Annotated in this window: 24 protein-coding genes and 1 tRNA gene; 15 read left to right on the top strand and 10 right to left on the bottom strand. The window is 39.1% G+C overall.

The genetic code is table 11. The features are described 5' to 3' along the window. Positions 1–13: 13 nt before the first annotated feature. Genes ND811_RS15620 through ND811_RS15605 form a run of 4 tightly spaced genes read right to left on the bottom strand, consistent with a single transcriptional unit; the run spans position 14 to position 3,767 of the window. Positions 14–1,540 carry a thiolase C-terminal domain-containing protein gene (locus ND811_RS15620; RefSeq protein ID WP_265352900.1) on the bottom strand — a complete coding sequence of 509 codons (1,527 nt, stop codon included), beginning with the start codon at positions 1,538–1,540 and terminating at the stop codon, positions 14–16. A gap of 15 nt (positions 1,541–1,555) precedes the next feature. Beyond that, positions 1,556–2,350: a hypothetical protein gene (locus ND811_RS15615; RefSeq protein ID WP_265352901.1), complete on the bottom strand. Its 795-nt coding sequence runs from the start codon at positions 2,348–2,350 to the stop codon at positions 1,556–1,558. Then, positions 2,347–3,486: an LIC_10450 family protein gene (locus ND811_RS15610; RefSeq protein WP_265352902.1), complete on the bottom strand. Its 1,140-nt coding sequence runs from the start codon at positions 3,484–3,486 to the stop codon at positions 2,347–2,349. The genes ND811_RS15615 and ND811_RS15610 overlap by 4 nt, the downstream gene beginning before the upstream one ends. Continuing rightward, a complete protein-coding gene (locus tag ND811_RS15605) occupies positions 3,483–3,767 on the bottom strand; it encodes a hypothetical protein (RefSeq protein WP_265352903.1) in 285 nt (94 codons plus the stop codon). The genes ND811_RS15610 and ND811_RS15605 overlap by 4 nt, the downstream gene beginning before the upstream one ends. A gap of 122 nt (positions 3,768–3,889) precedes the next feature. Between ND811_RS15605 and rpsT the strand changes: the two genes are divergently transcribed. The 8 genes from rpsT to ND811_RS15565 all read left to right on the top strand — a co-directional run bounded on the left by rpsT (position 3,890) and on the right by ND811_RS15565 (position 11,588). Next, entirely contained in the window at positions 3,890–4,165 is a 276-nt protein-coding gene (gene rpsT / locus ND811_RS15600; protein ID WP_265352904.1) for a 30S ribosomal protein S20, read from the top strand. 103 nt (positions 4,166–4,268) lie between these two features. Then, positions 4,269–4,341 (top strand) — tRNA-Val (locus ND811_RS15595). Between the two features lie 104 nt (positions 4,342–4,445). Next, positions 4,446–5,822, top strand: a complete 1,377-nt coding sequence (glmM, locus tag ND811_RS15590) for a phosphoglucosamine mutase (RefSeq protein ID WP_265352905.1) — start codon at positions 4,446–4,448, stop codon at positions 5,820–5,822. After that, positions 5,807–7,642, top strand: coding sequence for a glutamine--fructose-6-phosphate transaminase (isomerizing) (gene glmS, locus ND811_RS15585; protein ID WP_265352906.1), 1,836 nt, complete (start codon positions 5,807–5,809; stop codon positions 7,640–7,642). Before glmM ends, glmS begins: the two co-directional genes overlap by 16 nt. Before the next feature lie 3 nt (positions 7,643–7,645). After that, positions 7,646–8,677 (top strand): GlmU family protein, encoded by a 1,032-nt coding sequence (locus ND811_RS15580; RefSeq protein WP_265352907.1) that lies wholly within the window; start codon positions 7,646–7,648, stop codon positions 8,675–8,677. A 2-nt stretch (positions 8,678–8,679) separates the two neighbouring features. Continuing rightward, positions 8,680–9,585, top strand: a complete 906-nt coding sequence (locus ND811_RS15575; protein WP_265352908.1) for an alpha/beta fold hydrolase — start codon at positions 8,680–8,682, stop codon at positions 9,583–9,585. A 1-nt stretch (position 9,586) separates the two neighbouring features. Next, positions 9,587–11,188, top strand: coding sequence for a carboxyl transferase domain-containing protein (locus tag ND811_RS15570; protein WP_265352909.1), 1,602 nt, complete (start codon positions 9,587–9,589; stop codon positions 11,186–11,188). A 43-nt stretch (positions 11,189–11,231) separates the two neighbouring features. After that, complete coding sequence (locus tag ND811_RS15565; protein ID WP_265352910.1) at positions 11,232–11,588, top strand: STAS domain-containing protein; 357 nt, start codon at positions 11,232–11,234, stop codon at positions 11,586–11,588. 43 nt (positions 11,589–11,631) lie between these two features. On the opposite strand, the gene ND811_RS15560 is transcribed toward ND811_RS15565, so the two are convergent. Then, positions 11,632–12,189, bottom strand: coding sequence for a DJ-1 family glyoxalase III (locus tag ND811_RS15560; protein ID WP_265352911.1), 558 nt, complete (start codon positions 12,187–12,189; stop codon positions 11,632–11,634). A 123-nt stretch (positions 12,190–12,312) separates the two neighbouring features. Here ND811_RS15560 and ND811_RS15555 point away from each other — a divergent pair, with 123 nt between their 5' ends. Genes ND811_RS15555 through ND811_RS15545 form a run of 3 tightly spaced genes read left to right on the top strand, consistent with a single transcriptional unit; the run spans position 12,313 to position 15,407 of the window. Then, positions 12,313–13,482 (top strand): trypsin-like peptidase domain-containing protein, encoded by a 1,170-nt coding sequence (locus ND811_RS15555; RefSeq protein ID WP_265352912.1) that lies wholly within the window; start codon positions 12,313–12,315, stop codon positions 13,480–13,482. Position 13,483: 1 nt separating this feature from the next. Beyond that, positions 13,484–14,509 carry a Holliday junction branch migration DNA helicase RuvB gene (ruvB, locus tag ND811_RS15550; RefSeq protein ID WP_265352913.1) on the top strand — a complete coding sequence of 342 codons (1,026 nt, stop codon included), beginning with the start codon at positions 13,484–13,486 and terminating at the stop codon, positions 14,507–14,509. After that, positions 14,490–15,407 (top strand): energy transducer TonB, encoded by a 918-nt coding sequence (locus tag ND811_RS15545; RefSeq protein ID WP_265352914.1) that lies wholly within the window; start codon positions 14,490–14,492, stop codon positions 15,405–15,407. Before ruvB ends, ND811_RS15545 begins: the two co-directional genes overlap by 20 nt. 8 nt (positions 15,408–15,415) lie before the next feature. Here ND811_RS15545 and ND811_RS15540 read toward each other — a convergent pair whose 3' ends face one another. The 5 genes from ND811_RS15540 to ND811_RS15520 all read right to left on the bottom strand — a co-directional run bounded on the left by ND811_RS15540 (position 15,416) and on the right by ND811_RS15520 (position 18,738). Beyond that, on the bottom strand, positions 15,416–15,727 hold the full coding sequence (locus ND811_RS15540; protein WP_265352915.1) for a hypothetical protein: 312 nt from the start codon (positions 15,725–15,727) through the stop codon (positions 15,416–15,418). Between the two features lie 4 nt (positions 15,728–15,731). After that, the gene (locus ND811_RS15535; RefSeq protein ID WP_265352916.1) at positions 15,732–16,913 is read right to left on the bottom strand and encodes a serine hydrolase domain-containing protein; all 1,182 of its coding nucleotides are present in this window, start codon (positions 16,911–16,913) and stop codon (positions 15,732–15,734) included. Between the two features lie 73 nt (positions 16,914–16,986). Next, complete coding sequence (locus ND811_RS15530) at positions 16,987–17,400, bottom strand: SufE family protein (RefSeq protein WP_265352917.1); 414 nt, start codon at positions 17,398–17,400, stop codon at positions 16,987–16,989. After that, positions 17,393–17,812 carry a hypothetical protein gene (locus tag ND811_RS15525; protein ID WP_407658914.1) on the bottom strand — a complete coding sequence of 140 codons (420 nt, stop codon included), beginning with the start codon at positions 17,810–17,812 and terminating at the stop codon, positions 17,393–17,395. The genes ND811_RS15530 and ND811_RS15525 overlap by 8 nt, the downstream gene beginning before the upstream one ends. Further along, complete coding sequence (locus ND811_RS15520) at positions 17,809–18,738, bottom strand: hypothetical protein (RefSeq protein ID WP_322113481.1); 930 nt, start codon at positions 18,736–18,738, stop codon at positions 17,809–17,811. Before ND811_RS15520 ends, ND811_RS15525 begins: the two co-directional genes overlap by 4 nt. Before the next feature lie 157 nt (positions 18,739–18,895). Between ND811_RS15520 and ND811_RS15515 the strand changes: the two genes are divergently transcribed. Genes ND811_RS15515 through pbpC form a run of 4 tightly spaced genes read left to right on the top strand, consistent with a single transcriptional unit; the run spans position 18,896 to position 22,338 of the window. Beyond that, positions 18,896–19,075: a hypothetical protein gene (locus ND811_RS15515; protein ID WP_004787310.1), complete on the top strand. Its 180-nt coding sequence runs from the start codon at positions 18,896–18,898 to the stop codon at positions 19,073–19,075. Position 19,076: 1 nt separating this feature from the next. Beyond that, positions 19,077–19,604, top strand: a complete 528-nt coding sequence (locus tag ND811_RS15510; RefSeq protein WP_265361198.1) for a hypothetical protein — start codon at positions 19,077–19,079, stop codon at positions 19,602–19,604. Continuing rightward, positions 19,605–20,219: an RsmD family RNA methyltransferase gene (locus tag ND811_RS15505; protein ID WP_265352920.1), complete on the top strand. Its 615-nt coding sequence runs from the start codon at positions 19,605–19,607 to the stop codon at positions 20,217–20,219. Beyond that, positions 20,197–22,338, top strand: a complete 2,142-nt coding sequence (gene pbpC, locus ND811_RS15500) for a penicillin-binding protein 1C (protein ID WP_407658916.1) — start codon at positions 20,197–20,199, stop codon at positions 22,336–22,338. The genes ND811_RS15505 and pbpC overlap by 23 nt, the downstream gene beginning before the upstream one ends. The last annotated feature ends 3 nt before the right edge of the window (positions 22,339–22,341 follow it).

Raw genomic sequence — 22,341 nt, 5'->3', positions numbered from 1 at the left:
TTTCATATCAATATTAGTCCAAAAGAACCGCTTGGATTTTTCCTTCGATCTCCTGAAATTCTACTTTAGATTTTCCAAGTTCCAATCCTTCTTTGGATAGAATTTCTTTCCCGTCCTTCCCATATAGATTGGTAAGAACCATCTCTCCATTCTCTTTAGTGGAACATACAATGAGATAAGGTGGTTTTTTCTCTCCACCTGGATTGAAATAGATAGTGCTAACGGTAAGGATGGATGCCTTTTCTCCCACTTTGGGGTTTGGAACATTGACTTCCAGAGGTTTTAAAGCTAAAGGTTCTCTCTGTGGTTTTGGTTTTTCTTTAGAAAATAAAACCACCGAATTGATACTATCAATCCCACCATTTCCTCCCAGTAAACTTACGTTAGGTATTTCTTTTAGTTTTTCTGGAATCGGATCAACGGCAAGACCATATTGGCTCGCAATATCAATAAGACCTGTGGCTCCAGAAAGAGCCATCGCCGCTTGGTAGTTTAAAATTCCTCCACCCAGATTGATCGGAATCTCTTTTGTTCCATTAGAAATTTTTCCACTTCTCAGGGCGGTTGCAGTTTCTTTGGGCGAAACTCCAAAATACAATCCTGCTTCATGGATGATCATTCCTGTAAAACAATCGTAAATCCAAGCATATTCAATATCGGATCGGTTGAATCCAGAAGAAGCGACCGCTCTTTCACAAGCAAGAGCGGCAGGACTTTTTAAATCCTTTTTTTGGATGAAGTATTCTGCATGAGCGCTATGGCCAGAACCTGCTAAGTAAATATGTTCGGCATCTTTTTTGATGATATTATTTTCAATTAACTTCTGTTTCATGAAATCAGAAGTGATAAGAGTGGCAAATCCATGATCGGTGACAATAGCGATCATCGGTGTACTGTAAACTCCCGAAAGAGGTTTCTTTAATTGTTTTTCGGTCAGTGGTTTTTGGAATTGGAAAGCTCGTGGATTGGATTCAGCCAAAGTCCGGAAGTATTTTGTGATTTCTTCCAAATCTTCACTAGTCACACCCGTATCAAACATCATTCTTTCACATAACAAAGAATAAAGACCAATCAGCGTGGCTCCGTAAGGCATTTCCCAATCTTTATGGCAAACTGTGGCAGTAAGTCGTTTTAAGTCTGATACTTGTTTGAATACTGATTTGGGAACATCGGCGGCCGCCACAAGGACAACTGCATAAGGATTTGCTTTGACGATGGTGTGTGCCTCGGCAATGGCTCCGCCGACACTAGCCCCACCCAAATCCACTGTATGGCAAGCAAGCCCACCAAACCCCATATCGTTAGCGTCCTTAACGGTAAATCCATACCCTTCTCGGCCAAGAGACTGGGCTTCGATAGAAACAAAATCAGTTAAATAAGGTGCAATTTTTGCGCGATCCGTTCCTAGAAAACCAAAGAGTTTGTCTACAGAACGAAACAGTAAGGAGTGGTATTTTTCTAAAGGAGAGAAATTTTTATAAACTTCCGAATCAAATTCAGATTCGATGGTGTCTGCGACACCGAGTAGAATTGGGTCCATGATGGCACATTAGAATTAACCTTCCATATTCATCAACGCATTCATTCGAAAATCTTGTATGATTTGTTTGCAGCGTTCAGTAATTCGAGTGAGGCTTTCTCCAAATTTTTTACCGCCAAAGTTATTATGCGCATTCGGATATTCCTTTTCATTTACTAGGACAATTAGATCGGGATTGATTCTGTTTTTAGAAACTAGGTCCTGCACCGCGACGATGATATTTTTTAAGGCAATACATCCGTCTTTCAAAAGATTTTGGGAAGCTTTTTCTATGACGATATTGTTCCCATTAGCATCGAGTAAGGTTTTAATGAACTCTTGCATTTTCATGGAAGGTAGGCCACGTCTTGTCATTCCAATTCGTTCCACTTGTAAAACTGCATCTTGTAAAAAAGAATATTCGGGAGTTCCTTTAAAGATATAAATAAGAACAGGAAGTTCTGTTTCTGTAAAATCCAACATCGCTCCGTAAAAATAACGTGTTTCTACTTTGGCGAGAGGATGGAAATCCACCTTCTTGTAATTTGCCAACTTTTCAATAGATTCATCCATGATTCGATTTAAAGTTTGTGCTTTGGCTGCTTCTTTTTTCGCAGCTAGTTCTTGGAACTTTGATTTTAATTGTTCGAGGAATGTTACTTCTTCCGTTAAAAATTTCGTGATGTTGCCACGGAGTTTGAGTATTTGTAAATATCTTTGTTCAAACCCTGATTGGTCGAAGGCTTTTGGATTTAGTTTCCCATGTTCTTTATATTCTGATCTGATTTTTTCTAATATTGCTTTTGTTTCTGCTTCCGACAGTTCTTTCATTTCGATTGTTTCCAGTTCTCTATATCAAGTATGGTTTTATCCAAATCTTGCGCAAAATAAAGGGATGCGTTTTTAGCATCAACATACATCAACTGATTTGCATATTGTAATTGTTTGACCTGAATGTCATTTTTCAGATTTAAAATATTCAATAATTGCAAACTAAGTTTTTTGAAGTCTTTAACTATTGTATCGGAAAGTCTTTGCATTTCAAACAGATGAAGTCTGTTTAATTTTTCTTTATCCGATTCAATAAATTTCATTTCTTCTCTTTTTTCTGCAGGTGCTTTGGAGATATAATACGTAATAGGACGAGGATATGATGTCATTTCTTTGTGAAGATCCACCATTTTGTCAATGGCTTCGAAAACTTGTGCTTCCATTTCACGAGCAAAGTTCCCAACAATATTTTTATTTTCTGAAGGATCTCCAGTAAGTTCAAAAATTCTTGAGGATTGTAAGTTCCGAATGATGGCAGTGACCCTTTCTCGATAGGTAGTTAATAATTTGATGAAATCTTCTATTTGTTGGAAAGCGGTTTTGTCGTTTGACTCTTCTCCCAATGCCACATTTGGTTCCGGGATCGTTTTTTCTTCCGGTTCTTCAGGGGTTGGTAAATCCGGAGTATTGAGTAAACCCGCATGGGAGAAAGTTTCCTGAACGGGAGGTGGTTCCTCTCCTTCGAAAATATTCAAATCCACATCTTCTCTCATTAAATTTTCTTCAGAAGGTAATCCTGTTTTTTCGCTTGGAGCTTCTGAATTTTTTTCAGTGGGACTTGCCTGTGTTTGTGATTGAGAACTAACTAACTTTCCTAAGATTGGATTCGATTTTAAGCCTTCAGAAATTTGTGTCGTAGGATGACTCGCCGCAGAAGTACTTTGGTTCGGAGAAGGTTTGGAAACATCGGTTGAATGAGAATGGGGAGAAGAAGTATGTGGAATTACTTCAAAATGATTGCCGATGAGTTTTAAAATCTCGATTCTACGTGTGTCTTTGTTGAAACGTAGCGCATAGCGATTGTTATCTTTATCGATATATCTTTGTTGGATTTGGGAAATTGATAATTTTATAGGATCGATGTCTGAAATGGACTCAATTTTGATATAATGATATTTTGATTTTTCAGGAGTCACAGTCGCAAAATTTCCAACAAAGCTTCTGTGAAAGCATACGAGAGTAATAGGTTCGGGTCAACTTCCTTCTCCCTAGAAATTAAACTTAAAGTAAAAAAATCATACCGGCTGAGTTCCATACGTTCGTAATGACCAGATTCGCCTTTTTCAAAGGTTCCCGGTTCCATTCCCTCTACTTTTAGCGATAATATAGCCATTTTTGTGACAAGGCCCAAATCCAAATGCCTTTGTTTTAGGATTTCATAGAGTTCCGAATCGATCCAAATGAGAATGGGGAACATAGGTTTCTCCTAGGGATTTGGGTCCTGTAAGGGTAAAATTGGTTCTTATTTTTTTCTCTTTCGCCTTGACCGGCAGAGTGGTACTCAAAAGATAAGTAAAAATTCCTCGTAGGGGACATTCCTTGGCTAATTTAAGATCATCTAAAAAAGACATTCGTAGAACCGCTCGTAGAAAAGAGCGAAATGGTGAAGATCGCACTGAATTGCGCACATACGCACGCCTTCTTCTCAAAGCTATTAAATCTGGAAACAAAACAGAAGCACTTACAGTATTTTCTAAACTTTCTTCCAAGTTGGACAGAGCTGCTAAAACAAAACTGATCCATAAGAAAAATGCGGATCGTAAAAAATCTCGTATGGCTCTTCGTATTAACTCCATCGAGACAAAAGCCGCCTAACAATCGCTTTTAGCTAGAAGGAATGAGGCCACCGATGGTGGCCTTTTTTATTTCTAAATCTTATTTACAAAAATCACAACTCCGGTTTACTGGTCATTACAACGGGCGATTAGCTCAGCTGGGAGAGCAGCTGCCTTACAAGCAGCGGGTCGGCAGTTCAATCCTGTCATCGCCCAAACCGTTTTTCTTCAATCTTCATTTTTATTCCACTTCGTTGACACATTCCAAAAAGCAAAAAGATAGACTTGCAGTGGGAATCCGCGAGCTTTGATAGTATTGTATGCGATTTACGAAAGAGTATGATCTGTCCTCCCTGATGATTTCTATTTCCGGTGTTCGGGGTAAAATTGGACAAGGGTTTGGCTTAGACGAAGCACTGGCATTTTCAAAGTCTTTTGCTTCTATGATGAATGGCGGAACGGCTGTTATTGGACGGGACTCAAGACCAAGTGGCCCTTATTTAGAATCACTTCTCACATCTGCATTGTTAGCTTCCGGGAATTCAGTTTTAACATTAGGTTTGGTTCCAACACCGACTACAAAAGCGGTTGTGAATCTTTCCCGGGCAAATGGCGGAATAATGATATCCGCTTCACACAATCCTATGGATTGGAATGCATTTAAATTCATTTCTAAAAAAGGTTTTTTCTTTTCTGCCGAGGAAAATAAAAAACTTTTATCCATCATTCAAAATGGAACTTATCCCAAAGAACAAATTTTCCCAAAAGGTTATATCGATTCTGGTGAAGATTATATTGATCTACATTTATCTTCTGTTTTAAAACGAGTGAATGTAGCCAAAATCAAAAAGAAAAAATTTACTGTATTTGTGGACGCCGTAGGTGGTGCTGGCTCTTATGTAGTGCCAAAATTTTTACAGATGTTAGGTTGCAAAGTTGTGGCGCATAATTGTAACCCAAATGGTACTTTTCCAAGACCACCAGAACCAACTGCCGCTGCTTTAAAATCGGTAGAACCTTATTTCAAAAAATCCAAAGCAGACATCGGTTTTGCATTAGATCCAGATGCAGACAGATTAGTTTTATTTTCACCTAAAAGAGGTGCTGTCTCGGAAGAATTTACTTTGCCACTAGCACTCATGAATGTTTTATCCACTGTCAAAAAAAAGTCAAAGGTTGTGGTGAACTTATCTACTTCTTTTTTAAACGAAGAAGTAGGATCACGATTTGGAGCCGAAGTCATTCGCAGTAAAGTTGGAGAAGCAAACGTAGTGGAAGAGATGCTTAAAACCAAAGCAGTGTTCGGTGGAGAAGGGAACGGTGGCGTGATTGATCCAACGATTCCCTCTTTTGGTCGGGACACTTTGTCCGGTATTGCACATATCCTAAATTTGATGGCAGAAACTGGGAAAACATTGGATGTTCTCCTCGATGAGTTGCCTTTGCTTTATATGGACAAACAATCTTTTCCTTTGGCAAAGGGTATGTCATTAGAAAGTCTTTATGAAAAATTTCAGTCTGAATTTTCTCCGAAAGTGATTTCTGAGAAAGACGGACTTTGGATGTATGTATCGGATTCTTGGATTCATATACGTCCTTCGAATACAGAACCAATTTTTCGAGTTATTACTGAAACTAAATCCAAATCTGATTTGGAAACTACCTTAAAGAGGGTAAAACAATGTGTGGAATCGTAGGTTATTTAGGAAAAAGAGAGGCGCTCCCTCTCATCATCAAAGGTCTCAAACGACTAGAGTACCGTGGTTATGATAGTGCCGGTGTAGCATTGTTAAATGGCGGTCTTGAGATTGTAAAAAAGAAAGGAAAAGTCGCTGATTTAGAAAAAGAAATTGGTGACAGAACACTCCTTGCGACCTTGGGAATTGGCCATACACGTTGGGCTACTCATGGAGAACCCAACGATAAAAATGCTCACCCGCATACAAGTTCTGATGGAAAACTAGCCATCATTCATAATGGAATTATTGAAAATTACGGTTCTATCAAAAAAGAATTAGAAGGCAACGGGCATAAGTTTAAATCTGATACAGATTCCGAAGTTCTAATCCATTTAATTGAAGAAATTAAAAAACAAAACAATTGTCCTATTGAAGAAGCAGTTCGTCTGGCTTTGAATGAGGTTGTCGGTGCCTATGCGATTGTGATCCTTTCTAAAGATAACGAAAGAACTATGATTGCGGCTAGAAAAGGTTCTCCTCTTGTGATCGGAATCGGTGAAGATGAATACTTTGTTGCTTCTGATGCCACACCTATCATAGAATATACGAACAACGTAACTTATCTAAATGACCAAGAGATGGCTATCATTAAAGACGGAAGTCTTGTGGTAAAAAACTTAGAAAACGTAACTAAAACTCCGTTCATTCAAAAACTAGAGTTGGATTTGGAAGACATAGAAAAGGGTGGATATCCACACTTTATGTTAAAAGAAATCTTTGAGCAACCCAAGTCTGTGCGTGATGCTATGCGAGGTCGACTCGTGTCTCGGGAACATCATTTATTCCTAAGTGGCATTGATCAATACTTGAATCGTTTTTTAAATGCAGATCGTTTGATCCTTGTTGGTTGTGGAACTTCTTGGCATGCAGGCCTTATTGGTGAGTATCTATTTGAAGACCTTGCTCGGATTCCTACAGAAGTAGAATACGCATCCGAGTTTCGTTACCGTAACCCAATAGTTACGGAAAGGGATGTTGTCATTGCAGTTTCTCAATCTGGTGAAACTGCGGATACACTTGCCGCGATTGAACTGGCAAAGTCGAAAGGTGCCCTTATCTTTGGAGTTTGTAACGTAGTGGGTTCTTCTATCGCGCGTGCTTCTCATGCAGGTGCTTACCTCCATGCCGGTCCAGAGATTGGAGTGGCTTCTACAAAGGCATTCACCTCCCAAGTAACGATTCTTACGATGATGGCTTTATATTTAGGATTAAAAAAAGGTTCTATATCGTTATCCGATTACCAAACATTACTTTTGGAATTGGATTCGATTCCAGATAAAGTTTCAAAAATTTTAACTAAAGACGATGACATCCGTAATATTTCGGAACATTTTTACCGTGCATCTAACTTCCTTTATTTGGGGCGTGGGTTCAATTTTCCTGTAGCTCTCGAAGGTGCATTAAAATTAAAAGAAATTTCCTACATTCATGCGGAAGGTTATCCTGCGGCAGAAATGAAACATGGACCAATCGCACTAATTGATGAAGATATGCCTGTAGTGTTTATCGCAACAAAAGATGGTTCTTATGAAAAAGTGATTTCCAATATCCAGGAAGTCAAAGCAAGAAAAGGAAAGGTGATTGCCATTGTAACGGAAGGGGATACGGATATAAAATCAATGTCAGATTTTACGTTTGAAATTCCAAAAACAGCAGATGCATTAGTGCCGCTGCTTGCTGTCATTCCTTTGCAGTTATTATCTTACCATATAGCAATCCTTAGGGGATGTAATGTGGATCAGCCAAGGAATTTAGCAAAATCTGTAACTGTGGAGTAAACAGTGAATCTCTTATTTGACGATTCGAAAAGAAACCCGTCTCTTGAGCCTCTATCGAGATTTCATTCTTTTTTTGAATGGAATCTTGGTGGTGTCAGTTTACTTGAAAAACTAGAGCGCAAATATCCGGGAGCTAAGATTTTTTATAAAGGACCAAATCCGTTCTTTGAGAAATTAATTTTTCAAAGATACCCTCATATTTTACCAGCCAACCTTGATACATACGATTCAATTTATAGTTCTGATTCTTATTTACCTTGGGAACTTTTGGGTACAGTCACTTCTATCATTGAGGACACTCTCAATTTAGAAAAAGATTGGAAGCGATTTCGCCAAAAGTATAAAGCAAAACAAGCAGGGTTTCATATTGTAGGAAAGGATAAACATCTTTATATCCATCCTGGAGCTACCATCTATCCTGGTGTTGTTTTTGATACAACTCATGGACCTATCTTAATAGAAGACGGAGCCAAAATTTCATCGTTTAGTTTTTTAGAGGGCCCACTCTTTGTTGGAAAAAATACTCAAATTGACAATGCTCGTATTACTGGTGGCTGCCTCATTGGAAATCAGTGTCGCATTGGTGGAGAAGTAGAAAATTCGATTTTACTTGATTATACCAACAAACACCATGAAGGTTTCCTCGGACATAGTTTTGTTTCTACATGGGTAAATCTTGGTGCTTTGTCTACGACGAGTGATTTAAAAAATAATTATGGAATTGTGAAATTAAAGATCGGTGATTCGGTAGTCAATACTGGAACCATTAAGTTTGGATCTTTGATAGGACCTTTTACAAAACTTGCTATTGGAGTGATGTCGAATACAGGAACCGTATTTGATATTGCTAGTAACATTGTTGAATCTAGAATACAAGGTTACGTTTCTGCTTTTACTTGGATAAAACACGGCGGACGTTACCGCTTAGAAGAATTTCTTTTTGATACAAAAAAAATCATGGCACGTCGTGGTATGAATCTTTTTGAATTTGAAGAAGAGTATTTAAGAAAATTATACGGAAGTCTTACGGAGTGAACATGACACCCAGTTTGTTAGAACATATCAATTCTGGAAAAACAGTAGAAATTGATGACTTACGTTTTTTTTATTTGGATGAAGGGAAAGGGGAAGAGACGATTCTTCTTTTGCCTGGTTTTCTAACTACTTCATATAACTACCGTAAATTGGTGAATTTGTTATCCACACATTACCGGGTGATTGCACTCGATTTTTTAGGTACTGGATTTAGTGCAAGACCGGACGGGCCTCTATCACATCGTCTCCAAGCTCATTATTTGGCTCCATTTTTGGAAAAGGTAGTTGGTGACAAAAAGGTTCATGTTGTGGCTTTTGATTATGCACTTCCTATTCTCTGTTTTACCTTTAAAGAACATGCAAATCAATATAAGTCTTTATCCATTTTAGGTGGATTTATGAATTTGCCAAAGTTTCGTTTTTATTTCCCACTTCATTTTTTACGTTTACCCCTGCTAGGCGAAGTGTTATCCTTTTTGTTTCGTCCACCGCTGCTTCGGTTAATTTATAAATTGTTTCTTGTGAATAAGGCTCATCAGCTGACTTATGAATGGGAAAAAACCATGTATCACTTGTTATTTGAGGGAAAAACGCGCAAAAACACTTTGGAATTTGTTCGTAACGTAGATCGTTCGACACACGCTCTTCGTGAGATAGAAGAAGGTGCAAAAAATTTTGTAGGTTTACGCCAAATTTATATTGGGGAAGAAGATTTCCGAATTTCTCCAAACCAAACTGAATACATGAAAGAAACACTTAGAACAAGTAGTCTTGTTTTTTTGCCAGCGAAACACCTTCCTATGGAAGAATGTCCTGAAGTGATTTTTGAAAAACTCCATTACTTTGTAGATTCCTTCTCACATAAAAAAACAAAAACCTTTCATTTTAACAAACAGAATAAGGATTAATATGGAACGAATCATCTCCAAGACAAACCCGCAATCTTCAGAATTTGTGTCAAACCGTACTGCATATTTAGAAACCATAGTTCCTATTCGCAAAATTATCGATGACGTGAAGTTAGGTGGCGGGAAGAAAGCTCTCGAAAAACATAAGTCTCGCGGAAAACTAACGGCAAGAGAAAGGATTGCTGAACTTATTGATTCAGGAACCGAGTTTATGGAGATTTGTGGTCTTGCCGGGGAAGGAGTTTATTCTGATCCAGTTCCTTCTGCCGGAATCATCACTGGCATTGGTAAGGTAGAAGGTGTGGACTGTATGATCGTTGCCAATGATGCAACGGTTAAAGGCGGAACTTATTATCCTCTCACAGTAAAAAAACATGTTCGCGCTCAGGAAATTGCTGAGAACAATTCCCTTCCTTGTATTTATTTAGTAGATTCTGGCGGGGCTTTTTTACCCATGCAAGACGAAGTGTTTCCAGATAAAGACCACTTTGGTCGTATTTTTTTCAACCAAGCAAGGATGAGTGCTAAAGGAATTTCTCAGATAGCGGTCGTTATGGGGTCTTGTACGGCAGGTGGAGCCTATATTCCTGCCATGTCTGACGAGTCTGTGATTGTTAAAGGGAATGGGACGATTTTTCTTGGGGGACCACCACTAGTGAAGGCAGCAACAGGTGAAGTTGTCACAGGTGAAGAGTTAGGTGGGGCAGATGTACATTGTCGTATATCTGGTGTAACAGACCATTATGCAGAAGACGACTTTCATGCTTTGGAAATCACTCGTTCTATCATTAAAAACCTAAATTCTAAAAAAGAATCACAACCAAAAGAAACGGAAGAGCCTCTTTATCCCATAGAAGAAATATACGGGATCATTGAAAGAGATTCAAAAAAGTCTTATGATCCAAGAGAAATCATTGCAAGGATTGTGGATGGATCCAGATTTCATGAATTCAAAAAACTATATGCTACAACCATTGTAACTGGGTTTGCCGAAGTATATGGATATCCCGTTGGTATCATTGCAAACCACGGAGTTCTTTTTTCAGAATCAGCGCTTAAAGCATCTCATTTTATTGAACTTTGTGATCAAAGAAGAATTCCACTTTTATTCCTTCAAAACATAACAGGGTTTATGGTGGGAAAAAAATACGAAAATAACGGAATTGCCCGTGACGGTGCTAAGATGGTCAACGCTGTTTCCACTACTACTGTTCCGAAGCTAACAATTGTTACTGGTGGTTCATATGGTGCCGGAAATTACGGAATGTGTGGTCGAGCCTTTGCTCCTGAATTTTTATGGATGTGGCCTAACGCGCGGATTTCGGTGATGGGTGGAGAACAAGCAGCCAATGTACTTTGGACAGTCAAAAAAGACCAAAAGGAAGCCGCCGGAGAACCCATCCAACCAGAGGAAGAATCCATTTTTAAAAAACCAATTTTAGAAGACTATGAAAAGAAGTCTTCAGCAGTGTATAGTTCCGCACGCCTTTGGGATGACGGGATCATTGATCCTGCCGAGACAAGGAAAGTTTTGGGAAGGGCATTGTCAATTCTCAGCAGAAGGAAAGAAGAAAGAAAACCTTTTGGTGTATTTCGAATGTAATTTTTGTCTTTTCATTTCCTTTTGGGGTGCAAACTAATTGCAAATGGTCATCCACGAGAAGTCATCCAATCAAGTCGCGATCATATCCATTGAGGGTGAGGTTGATTTGTACAATGCAAAAGAATTGAAAGACATTCTGGATGAAAAAATACGTAAACACCAATATGAAATTGTTGTGAACTTGGAAAAGGTTCCCTTTATGGATAGTTCCGGAATTGGGACTTTGGTGACTGCCATGTACAAACTAAAAAAATACCACGGAAATCTAAAGGTATGCAGCGTTCATGGATCAGTGGCAAAAGTATTTAAACTTACAGGAATGGAAAGTCATTTAGAGGTATTTGATTCGGAGGAGAAAGCGGTTCTTTCTCTTGTAGAGGAACGAGAGTCCACCGACTAACTAAGATTTTATTTTTTTCCTAGTTATGGAATTAATTTTCATCTTACGGGAGTTGCAAACCAGCCTTAACTTTTTCCATTATCTCTTTTCCTTCTAGTTTCTCAAGAATATACAAAGAAAATTCAAATGCAGAACCAGGGCCGATACTCGTATGAATATTGTTATGTGATTCGATCCTTTTCCCTGTATACATTCCGCCTTTTCCTTTTGCCAAATCGTCTGCAGAGGGGAATGCCGTGTATAAATCTTCTCCTGTAATGATGTCTAAGTGGCGAAGGACATTCGGAGCGGCACAAATGGCACCGATCATTTTCTTAGTAACCTGAAACGATTTTAGAATAGAACTAATTTCCGGATCTTTCATGAGTTGTTTGGTTCCTTCCAATCCACCAGGAAGAAGGATGGCATCGAATTCGTTTGGCACGATTTCTGAAAAAGTTTGGTCAGCCAAGTGGAGAGTCTTTCTTGCCGCAAGGATTGGTTCTTTGGATTTTCCAGCAGTAACCACTTCGACATTTCCTCTTCTCAAAACATCAATCATAATGATGGCTTCCATTTCTTCGAAGCCTGGACAGAGAGGGATAAATACTCGTTTTGCCATAAAAAGACTAGTGCACCTTGGTACAAAATGTTCAAGTTTTTTTGTAAAAAAACGATTCCAAGAAATGAGAACTTTCCTGGAACTTTTGGGGTCTCATATAGTAGGAGAGAGTGTTAATTGTCTATGACTTTAAAAAAAACGAATCCTTTACGTTACTTAGCAGTTGCTTTTAGTTTTTTACTTTTGGGAACATTTTTGTCTCCCATTCTGACTTGCGGAAATTCCTCCGAAAATCCTCTGCAATTGAAAGCAGATGGTGGTGAAAAATTATCCCCAGCCCAAACGCAAGCTGTGGCATTGGAAGATGCCTTCCAAGAAGTTTTTGATAAAGTATCTCCGAGTGTGGTTTCGATTGCCACAGAGAGAACCGTCAATATCCAACAACATCCATTTTCGGGTGATCCTTATTTTGATCATTTTTTTGGACGCCCTGGTGGTGGATCAGGTCGTGTGATGAAACAAAAACAAACGGGACTTGGTTCGGGGATTGTTCTGAACGAAGAAGGTTATATTATGACCAACCACCATGTGATCAAAGACATGGATAAACTCACAGTGAAGTTTAAAAATCAAAAAACCTATGAAGCAAAACTGATTGGCTCTGATGAAACAATGGATATCGCCTTACTTAAGATAGATGCGCCCAAGGGATCTCTTCGTCCCATTGTCCTTGCAGATTCCAATAAAGTCAAAGTAGGAAACTGGGCCATCGCCATTGGGGCTCCACTTGGATTTGAACATTCATTTACTGTGGGAGTTGTTTCCGCGGTGCAAAGAGGAGGAATCGATTCCTCTGGTTTGTCTTATATCCAAACAGATGCTGCCATCAACCAAGGAAATAGTGGAGGTCCACTTCTCAACATCCGAGGCGAAGTGATTGGAATCAATCGTATGATTGCTTCTCAATCGGGTGGGTCCGTGGGGATCGGATTTACCATTCCGATCAACGAAGCGCGTAGGGTTGCTGAAGAAATTAAAACCAATGGGAAAGTCACTCGCCCTTGGATTGGCGTTGGTCTCGATGCCGTCAATGAAGAAGATGTGGACCAACTCAAACTCAAAGACACAAAAGGCGCCATTGTTCGCCAGATCATCAAAGGGTCTCCAGCAGACAAAGCCGGATTAAAACTTTTTGATGTGATTGTGGAGATGGGTGGAAAAGAAATCCAAACACCAGAAGAACTCATTGGTTTTGTCAGATCTTCAAAGATTGGGAAGCGAATTGAGATAAAAATCATTCGAAATAAAAATGAAATCTTGACTTCCATCACTCCAGAGCAGAAACCCAATTGAGGTGAGTTTAAGAGAAGATTGGATACAACCGGGCGAAGATGAACCTAGCCTTCGCCCTACCAAATTATCCGAATTTATAGGACAAAAAGAGGTTTTAGCCAATCTCTCGGTTTATGTGGAGGCGGCTCGGAAACGAAAGAGTCCCCTGGACCACGTTTTAATTTCCGGCCCTCCTGGCCTTGGTAAAACCACACTTGCCAATATCATAGCCAATGAACTTGCCGTGGCATTCACACCCACTTCGGCTCCTGCCATCTCCAAGGGTGCAGATCTAGTTCGGTTCTTAACCTTACTCAAAACCAACGAAGTCCTTTTTATCGACGAAATCCACGGCTTTATCAAAAAACAAGAAGAGTTACTGTATCCAGCGATGGAGAACTTCTTTGTGGATCTTGTGGTGGGGGAAGGAGTGACTGCCAATGCCCTCCAGATCCAACTCCAGCCCTTTACGCTCGTCGGTGCCACGACTCGTTCTGGTCTTGTCAGTGAACCTTTGAAGACAAGGTTTGGAATCCATCTGAAACTTGATTTTTACACTGATGGGGAAATGCAAATCATCGTGGATCGTTCCGCAAAACTTCTCGGTGTTTCTCTTGGGGAAGGGGTTGCCTTGGAGATTGGAAAACGGAGCCGCAAAACTCCAAGGATTGCCAACCATCTCCTCAAACGAGTACGGGATTTTGCAGAAGTGAGAAATGAAACCTCTGTTAGTTTAGCAACATGCCGGTTTGCTTTTGATAGGATGGGTGTGGATCATTTAGGACTCGATGTCGTGGACCGTCAAATTTTAGACATCCTCATCAACCGTTACGGTGGTGGGCCTGTGGGAATTAAACCCATCGCTGTAGTGCTCGGAGAAGAAGAGCGTACTTTGGAAGATACTTACGAACCGTTTCTCGTTCGAGTGGGTCTCATTGACCGGACACCCCAAGGTAGGGTGGCAACGAAAAAAGCTTACGAACATTTGGGAATTGTGTATACTGGAAATATCGGGGAAAATCGCGAAAATGGCCCAACTCTCTTTTGATTTCCGGTTACCTGAAAAAGAAGAAGGGGAACGCAGACTTTTCTTTGCTTTCACCTTTGTTATACTCATAACCTCACTTGTACTCGCACACCTCATCACAAGGAATATGCTTTGGAAGATGTTAGCAGAGGAACAAGCTTCCGAAATGTTAGGGCCAAAAGAACAAGAAAAAATTTACGAAGTTCTTGTGGAACAGCAGTTCATCAATCCAGATAAAAAAGACGAGTACAAAGCTCTCTCTAACAAAGATTCGTCGGGTGGCGGTGGCCTCACGGAAAAACAAGGATTTCATACTCTCACACAATTTCGTGAATTCATTATGGGAAGTTCTGCTTCCACTCCAAGCAAAGCCCAACCCAAATCAGAACAATCTAAGGAAGAAGAACTTTTTGAAGTAGGAATTTTTAAAGCCGATCCAAAAACCAATTCTAATTCCGAAGAAAGTCCGAACCAATCTGCAAGTTCTGGGCAAATGACAAAAATTCCTTTTAACTATCGGTTCCAACAAGACTTTTTATTTCGATGGGATGGGGCTAAAGCTCTGACAATTCCCACCAAACAATTAGCAGGTTATTATTATTTCAAAAACATGTTGAAACGAATTGAAGAATCTTTTGCCCCTCCTGGTGGTGGAAACTATGCATACCGAGATATGGCAGGTGTTGTAGCAAGAGAAGGAATTAAAGAAGGCGAAACTAAAGTTTTATTTATGTTAAGCGAACAAGGCCAAGTGTTGGATGTAAGACTTGTGACTTCACAAGGCCAGGTTGTTGTGGATCAAGCCTGTATGGATTCTATCCGAGGCCAAAATTTTGGCCCCGTCCCAGAAGAAGTCAAAGCCAAAGGACTTATCTTTGGAATTAACTTCATTTTTCCTGGAATTAGATACTACCGTTAGTATTGAGTTTAATCAGTCACAAGAGTACAACCATATTCTTTCGAAAGATATTTGGCTGTATTGGTTCGTCCAAGTCCCTTAACAGTTACTGACATATTTTCTTTGTCGAGTTTGAATTCACTAATGGGAACCCATTGCCGAGCAAAGTTATGGCATTGTTCTTCGGAAAGTTGCATCACAAAGTAACAGCTACAATATTCTTTCGAATAAAAACTAGATATGATGGATGGAAAACTGGATAGATGTTTCCAATTCCATTGTGCCCAAAACAAGATAAATAGAAATAACAAAGAAAGTATTACAGAAATTTTTCTTTTCATAGGGTTACCTAATTACAGACTCTTTCACTAATTTTAAAAAATCATTTTTGATGAAAGCTTTTTCGCGATCATCTCCAAACCGAACAATGATTAAATCAAGGCTTGGAATTACATACAACATTTGTCCCCAATGACCAATACCCGCAAAGGTATCTTTGGGTGCATCGGGCCAAGGTTCGTGAATTCCTCTTTCAGGAACACCTGTATTGGCATACCAGTGCGCTGTATAATTATCTTGGTCTAAATCTTCGGAATAAGGTGTAGTTTTATATCCAGGCGCAGGAGTTCTTGTGAACTGAACCCATCCTTCAGGTAACAAACGTTCACCGTTCCAAACTCCATCATTCAAATATAAGTATCCAATTTTTGCTAAGTCTTTGGCGCTCATATAAAGATAGGAAGAACCAACGTAAGTTCCAGAACCATCTCTTTCGAAGGTTACATTTGTGATCCCAAGAGGTTTGAAGATTTTTTCAAAGGGAAGTTTATCGTATTCTTCAACTCCATAAACTTTTTTAAGAATAGCGGAAAGGATATTGGTATCGCAACTAGAATAGTATACTTGAGTTCCTGGCTCTGCACGAAGAGGAAGATTGGCACAGAAAGCACCCATGTCTTTACGTCCTCTGGTATACAACATCGCAATCACAGAAGATTTTAAGGGGCCACTTTCGTATCCTTCCTCTGCCGCAAGTCCTGATGACATATTGAGAAGGTGTCTAATGGTAATTTTTTTATGAGCTTCATCACGACTAAGTGGTTCGTAGTGATAATAACCAGGATCGTCTAATTTGATAAGACCTTGTTTGACAGCGATTCCATACATGGTTTGTAAGATACTTTTCGATACTGACCAAGTTAAATGGACTTTGTCTTCAGAGAAGTTTCTCGCATATTTTTCATAAATGAGTTTTCCGTTTCTTAAAATAACTAGTGCATCGGTTCGTCTTCCTTTTCGATCAGTTTCATCGCCGGTTCTTGCGAAAGCGTATTCTTCCACTAATCCTAGTTTGTCGGAAGAAACTCCAACGGATTCTGGAGATACAACTTTCCAATGGGGGTTTGGCCATTCTGGTTTTAATCGGGGTTTTAGTGTAGTTATTTCTGGTTCGCCACCAAAAGGGGATAGGTCTTTGCCACAGTGTACAAAGGTTAATAAGATTAGAAAGATCAAACTTCGTTTCATAGAATTCCTGATTCAGATTCGTTTCAGAATTCTATGCGAGTCTTAAAAGATTGCAAAGGAAAAAAGAAAATGCTTATGCTTTTTCTGCGTATCCCTTTAGTTTTTGTACCATAGAGAAGAGTCCGTTTCTTCTTGAGATGGAAAGAAACTTAGCAAGACCTACTTCTTCTATAAAACCCAGTGAGGCATCCGCTATATCTTTCGGAGATTGTCCTGAAAACACCCTTATCAAAATGGCGATAAGACCTTTTGTGAGAGCTGTATCACTATCAGCATCAAATTCTAATCGTCCTGATTCTAATTTTGGTGCAACCCAAACTCGGGATTGGCAACCTGGGACTATATATTCTTCTGTTCGTTTTTCATCAGGATAAGGGGGAAGTTCTTCACCTAGCTCAATGAGATATTGGAACTTTTCTTCCCAGTCTGTGAGGTCAGCAAACTCTGCTATAATTTCTTTTTGAATTTCCTCAATCGTCTTACTCATGTTTTGTACTACCAGATACTGGGATTTCTGCAAACTTATCTTTTTTTCTCATATAAAATTTGTTAAAGTTTGCAGTTGTTAGATTTTTTAACTCTACTCGATTGACAGTAGAAACGGTAAGTTCGAACAATTCGCCGTTGGATTTAAAAAAATAATCCATTCGGAGTTTTTCTTCTAATTTATACTCTACATCATTCCAAATTAGTTTTTTGGATTCAAAATCAACATATAAACATTCCGGAGGTTTGACTAAAACATAACAAAATTCACCGGCTTTAGGAACTCCTTTATAAAACAAACCACAGTTTGAAAAAGAAATAGAAGTAAAAGCCGTTAACAAAATAACGGGCATTAGACGTTTTTTGAAAGATTTAGAAAAAGAATCGGTAAATGAAAAGCAGAGAACTTTCATTCTTTTTTTTCCGGTGTTAAATCTAGTTTGGTTTTGGTTCCTGGTTTTTCGGAAACCATCTTGGCGATAAGGAGAGGAATCTCAGGATTCCTTTTTCCAGAAGAAAGATAAAATTCTTCTAAGAGATCGATTCCTTTTTGCGAAAGATTTTGTAAGTGAAAGATGGTAGCTTCCGTAATGATGGAAGTTTCTGTAATGCGGTCTGGGTTATTTGACTTAGCTTGCCTGAGTAGAGACAATGCTCCCACATAATCTTTTTTATAGAACTTACCAAGTCCTCGTAAAAAATTTTCTTCTCTTGGGGTAAATTGGATACCGGCTTTGTAAGTTGGATCTTTTGTGATGGTGATGAGTTTATCGAGACCACCTGCATCACCAGCTAACATCGTGTTGAAGGTGAGTAACCAAATATAAACGGTTTGGAATTCGGGGGAAAGTTTAGAACGATCCAAATTTCCATATTCGTTAATCAAAACTTGTGGTCGTTTGACTTGGCGGTGAGTTTCCCCTAGGAACAACAAAACTTTGTTATTTTCCCAATCGGAAAATGGGGAGGAACAAAAAGACTCGGCAGTCCTTGCATTCCAAAATATCGAATCCAAAGTGGAATCAGCCAAAACAGAAGATCCAATAAAGTCTTTGAACTCCGATCCTAAATGCAAAATCAAACTATCATGGTCAAAATAAATTCCAATTCGATATAAGTTCCAAAACAAACTCCGTGCAATCAAATGAAAGGCAACAGGATCTGTTGGATCTTTCTCTGAATAGGTTGTCGCAATGGATTGGAAATCTTCTATATCTTTTTCTTTTAGATTTCCTGATTTCCAAAGCTCAATTGTTTTTTCTTTGGTTTTTTCCGCTCTGACACTTTGGTCTTTTGCAAAAAGAAAATAAATTTCTTTTCTATAGGTAAACCCTAACACGGATAAACCAAGCGCTAAAACCAATAGAAATAGCGGTGCCTTTGATTTCTTCTTTCTGTGCGGTTCGTACCGGGAGTAAATCGCCATCGTTTGTTCCCATTTTTTTTTGCCCTCCCCACTTGACACGGCTTTTTCTTTGTGATTTAGTGTGAAGGGTATGGAAGATGACTTTTTAGATGATGACGAATTCGATGCAGATAGCCTCAACGAAGACGTCGTAACGTATGCTTGTGAGGATTGTGACCACCGTTGGGAAGCCGAGGGGGAGGACGAATACCTCGATTCTTGGGAATTGATCTGTCCTATGTGCGGATCTTCGAATATCACCGAACTGTAATTTGTCTTATTTTCAGTATATTTTTGGTTTTTTGATTCTACCTTCGTTCCTTTGGGGCGAAGCCTCTGGTTTTTCAACCCTCTATATAGAATTTAAAAAAGGAAATTACGCCACTGTCTCCAAACAGTCCTTACAATATTTAAATGGATCGGATGCAGAGAAGGATCCCCGGATTTTTTTTCTCTACGTTTCCACAGAAGAGAATTGGGCCCAGCTCAAGGCAAAGGTGGTTCGTGATCCTCCACCTAATTTTCGATTGTCGGTTCACTATTGGAACGCCATTTATTTATTTATGGAACGTGCTCTTGTATTTGGAGAGTCAGATTTACTCATTGAGTGGGGAAAGGATTTCCAAAAATCGGGGAAACAAAGTCCCAAATACAATGATGCCCTCCTTTTATACGGACTTGGTCTTTTGGATTTAAAAAATGAATCAGAAGCTAGAAAGGTCTTTGCAGAAATTGAGTCGAACTCTCCCTCCAAACATGTGTTATCGCAATTGGAAGAACTTAAATCTTCGGGGAAATAAATGAAAGGGTTACGAGTATCACAAGGTAAGTGGAAGGGGAAAGAAATTCCAACGCCTCCCGATGTATCGGGACATTTGAATTTCACCAATAGCCTCGTAAAAAAAGCTATATTTTCTCTCATGGATTCTCGCCTGCTTTCTTGGGGCCTAGGTTTTGATTCAGTTTTATTCTGTGATTATTTTGCGGGTAGTGGACAAATTTCTGCGGAAGCTTATAGCCTTTCCGTGAAAAGACTACTCACTTATGAATTAGACCAAACTCGATTTAGACAACTTCATTCTCTTTTTCGAGGACTTGCCGAAGTCCAATTATTTAGAAAAGATGCAACCAAACATGCGCTAAAGTGGGATTTGGGAGAAGAATTAGCTTATATCTTTTATCTGGATCCACCTTATACATATTGGTCGGAAACACCCGCTAGAATGAAAGAGATGTTAGAAGGTTTATACGCCTTTTGTTTATCCTTACAAAAACCGTTTTTAATTTTATGCCAAATACCGGAACACCAACCCACTGCTAAAATTTGGACAGATCTCCCGCATAAAGTAAGAGAGTATGGTAGTCACTTTATCATTGAAACTGGTTATGAAGATGCCGAGACTTCTGATCGGTAAAACAAAAAATTCCTTTTTTGGATTCATAAGAAATAGACTCATTTCTTTTTTATTCAGCATAGGATTTCTTTTTTGTAGTTCCACTCTTTGGTCTTTGCCAACTTACAAGGATGTCAAGTCGGCGTATCTTCCTTCCGACATACAAGTGTTTGATCGGAGTGGAGAGCTCATTCAAAGATACAGAATTCGAAATGATTACCGGTCAGAAGAGTGGACAGAATACGAGAGACTACCCAAGTTTCTAATCGATTCGGTAGTTCATGCAGAGGACAAACGATTCTTTGAACATAAAGGAATTGATTCCAATGCGCTAATTTCATCATTTTGGGAAAACCTTACGGGACCTTCTTTACGTGGCGCATCCACTATTACCATGCAACTAGTTTCTCTTTTGGATCCAGACCTAAAATCCTCTGCTTCCAAACGAAAGACGGTCTTTCAGAAATTAAAACAGATCCAGAGAGCAGTGGAATTAGAAGATTCTTGGACCAAAGAAGAGATATTTACCGCTTATATCAATTTGATTTATTTCAGAGGAGAATTAAAAGGAATCTCTTCAGCAAGTAAGGGACTATTTCGAAAATCTGCTGAAGCACTTACACCTAACGAATCCTATTTGCTTGCGGCACTCATTCGTTCCCCCCAAAGCTCTATTGAAAGAATTGTGAAACGAGTTTGTTTGTTAAAAAAAGAAAGAGACGGTGCCAGTGATTGTGAATCTATATCCCTATTTGTCAGGGAAAGTTTATTTCGAAATTTAGATTATCCCCAATTCCCATCTTTTGTTCCTCTGTTTACTAAAACAATTTTGGATTTTTCTTTTGAGAAAAAAATTAATGAAGATGTTAATTTAAGTTCACAATTTAATTCATCTTTATCCTTACACTTTCAAAGAAAAGTAGAAGAGATTCTAAAACGCAACGTAAAAACCCTAACAAATAAAAATGTAAAAGATGGGTCTGTGATTGTGATCGATAATCGCACGGGTCAAGTTTTAGTTTATGTTCCCAATATTGGGGAAGAAAGTTCTGTATCCAAACTAGATCTCATTCGAAGCAAAAGACAAGTTGGTTCTACCTTAAAACCTTTTGTTTATGCGGAGAACTTTGAAGAAAATAAACTGACACCCGAATCTATTCTTTCCGATTCTCCTGTGGGCATTCCTGTTTACCAAGGAATCTATCGGCCGTTAAACTATGACAAATCGTATAAGGGCAATGTGACAGTTCGCGAAAGTCTTGGTTCTTCTTTAAATATTCCTGCTATTCGTGCTTTGTCCTTTCTTGATATCAATGAGTTCATTCTGGTATTAGAACGACTTGGAATCACCGGCCTTCGGTATCCAGAGTTTTATGGACCCTCTTTGGCACTTGGTACGGCTGATATCTCTCTTTTGGAATTGACGAATGCGTATCGAACCTTAGCCAATGGTGGTAATTATTCTGAATTAAAATTTGATCTTTCAGATGTTTCCTCAAACTCTAGACGAATTTTTTCACCTAAAACAAGTTACATGGTGTCCGAAATCCTTTCGGATAGGGAAGCTAGGTCACTTGGATTTGGTTGGGATAATTTTTTATCTACTGCATATTATACATCTGTCAAAACGGGAACTAGTCAAGACATGAGGGACAATTGGTGTATTGGTTATTCGGAAGTTTTTACCGTAGGAGTTTGGGTAGGAAATCCTACGGGAGCTCCAATGCTCGATGTATCGGGGATTACAGGTGCCGCTCCTGTTTGGCGAGAGACTATGGATTTATTACATGAAACTATTGGTTCCAAATTAAAAAAGCCCGATGGAGGAATTTCATCAGATACAATCTCCCTTTCTCCCTTGTCTAAGGAGAGTGGAATTGAGAAAACAAAGGCGACAAGAATTCTTACACCTGTGAATGGAAGTATCTTTGCATTGGATCCTGATATTCCTTTGGGGCATCAAAAAATCCTCTTTACTTTCAGTTCTTACGATGTTTCGTATTTTTATTATTTAAATGATGAAAAGATTGGGTCTGCCGGAGGTCCTTACCTCTGGGAACCAAAGAAGGGAGAATATCGTTTGCAAGTAAAAGATAGAGATAATAAAGTTTTATCTCTTTCTTTATTTGAAGTTCGGTAACAA

The organism is Leptospira soteropolitanensis, from assembly GCF_026151655.1.
In the GTDB taxonomy this organism is placed as follows: domain Bacteria; phylum Spirochaetota; class Leptospiria; order Leptospirales; family Leptospiraceae; genus Leptospira_A; species Leptospira_A soteropolitanensis.
This window is presented reverse-complemented; position numbering and strand designations above follow the sequence as displayed.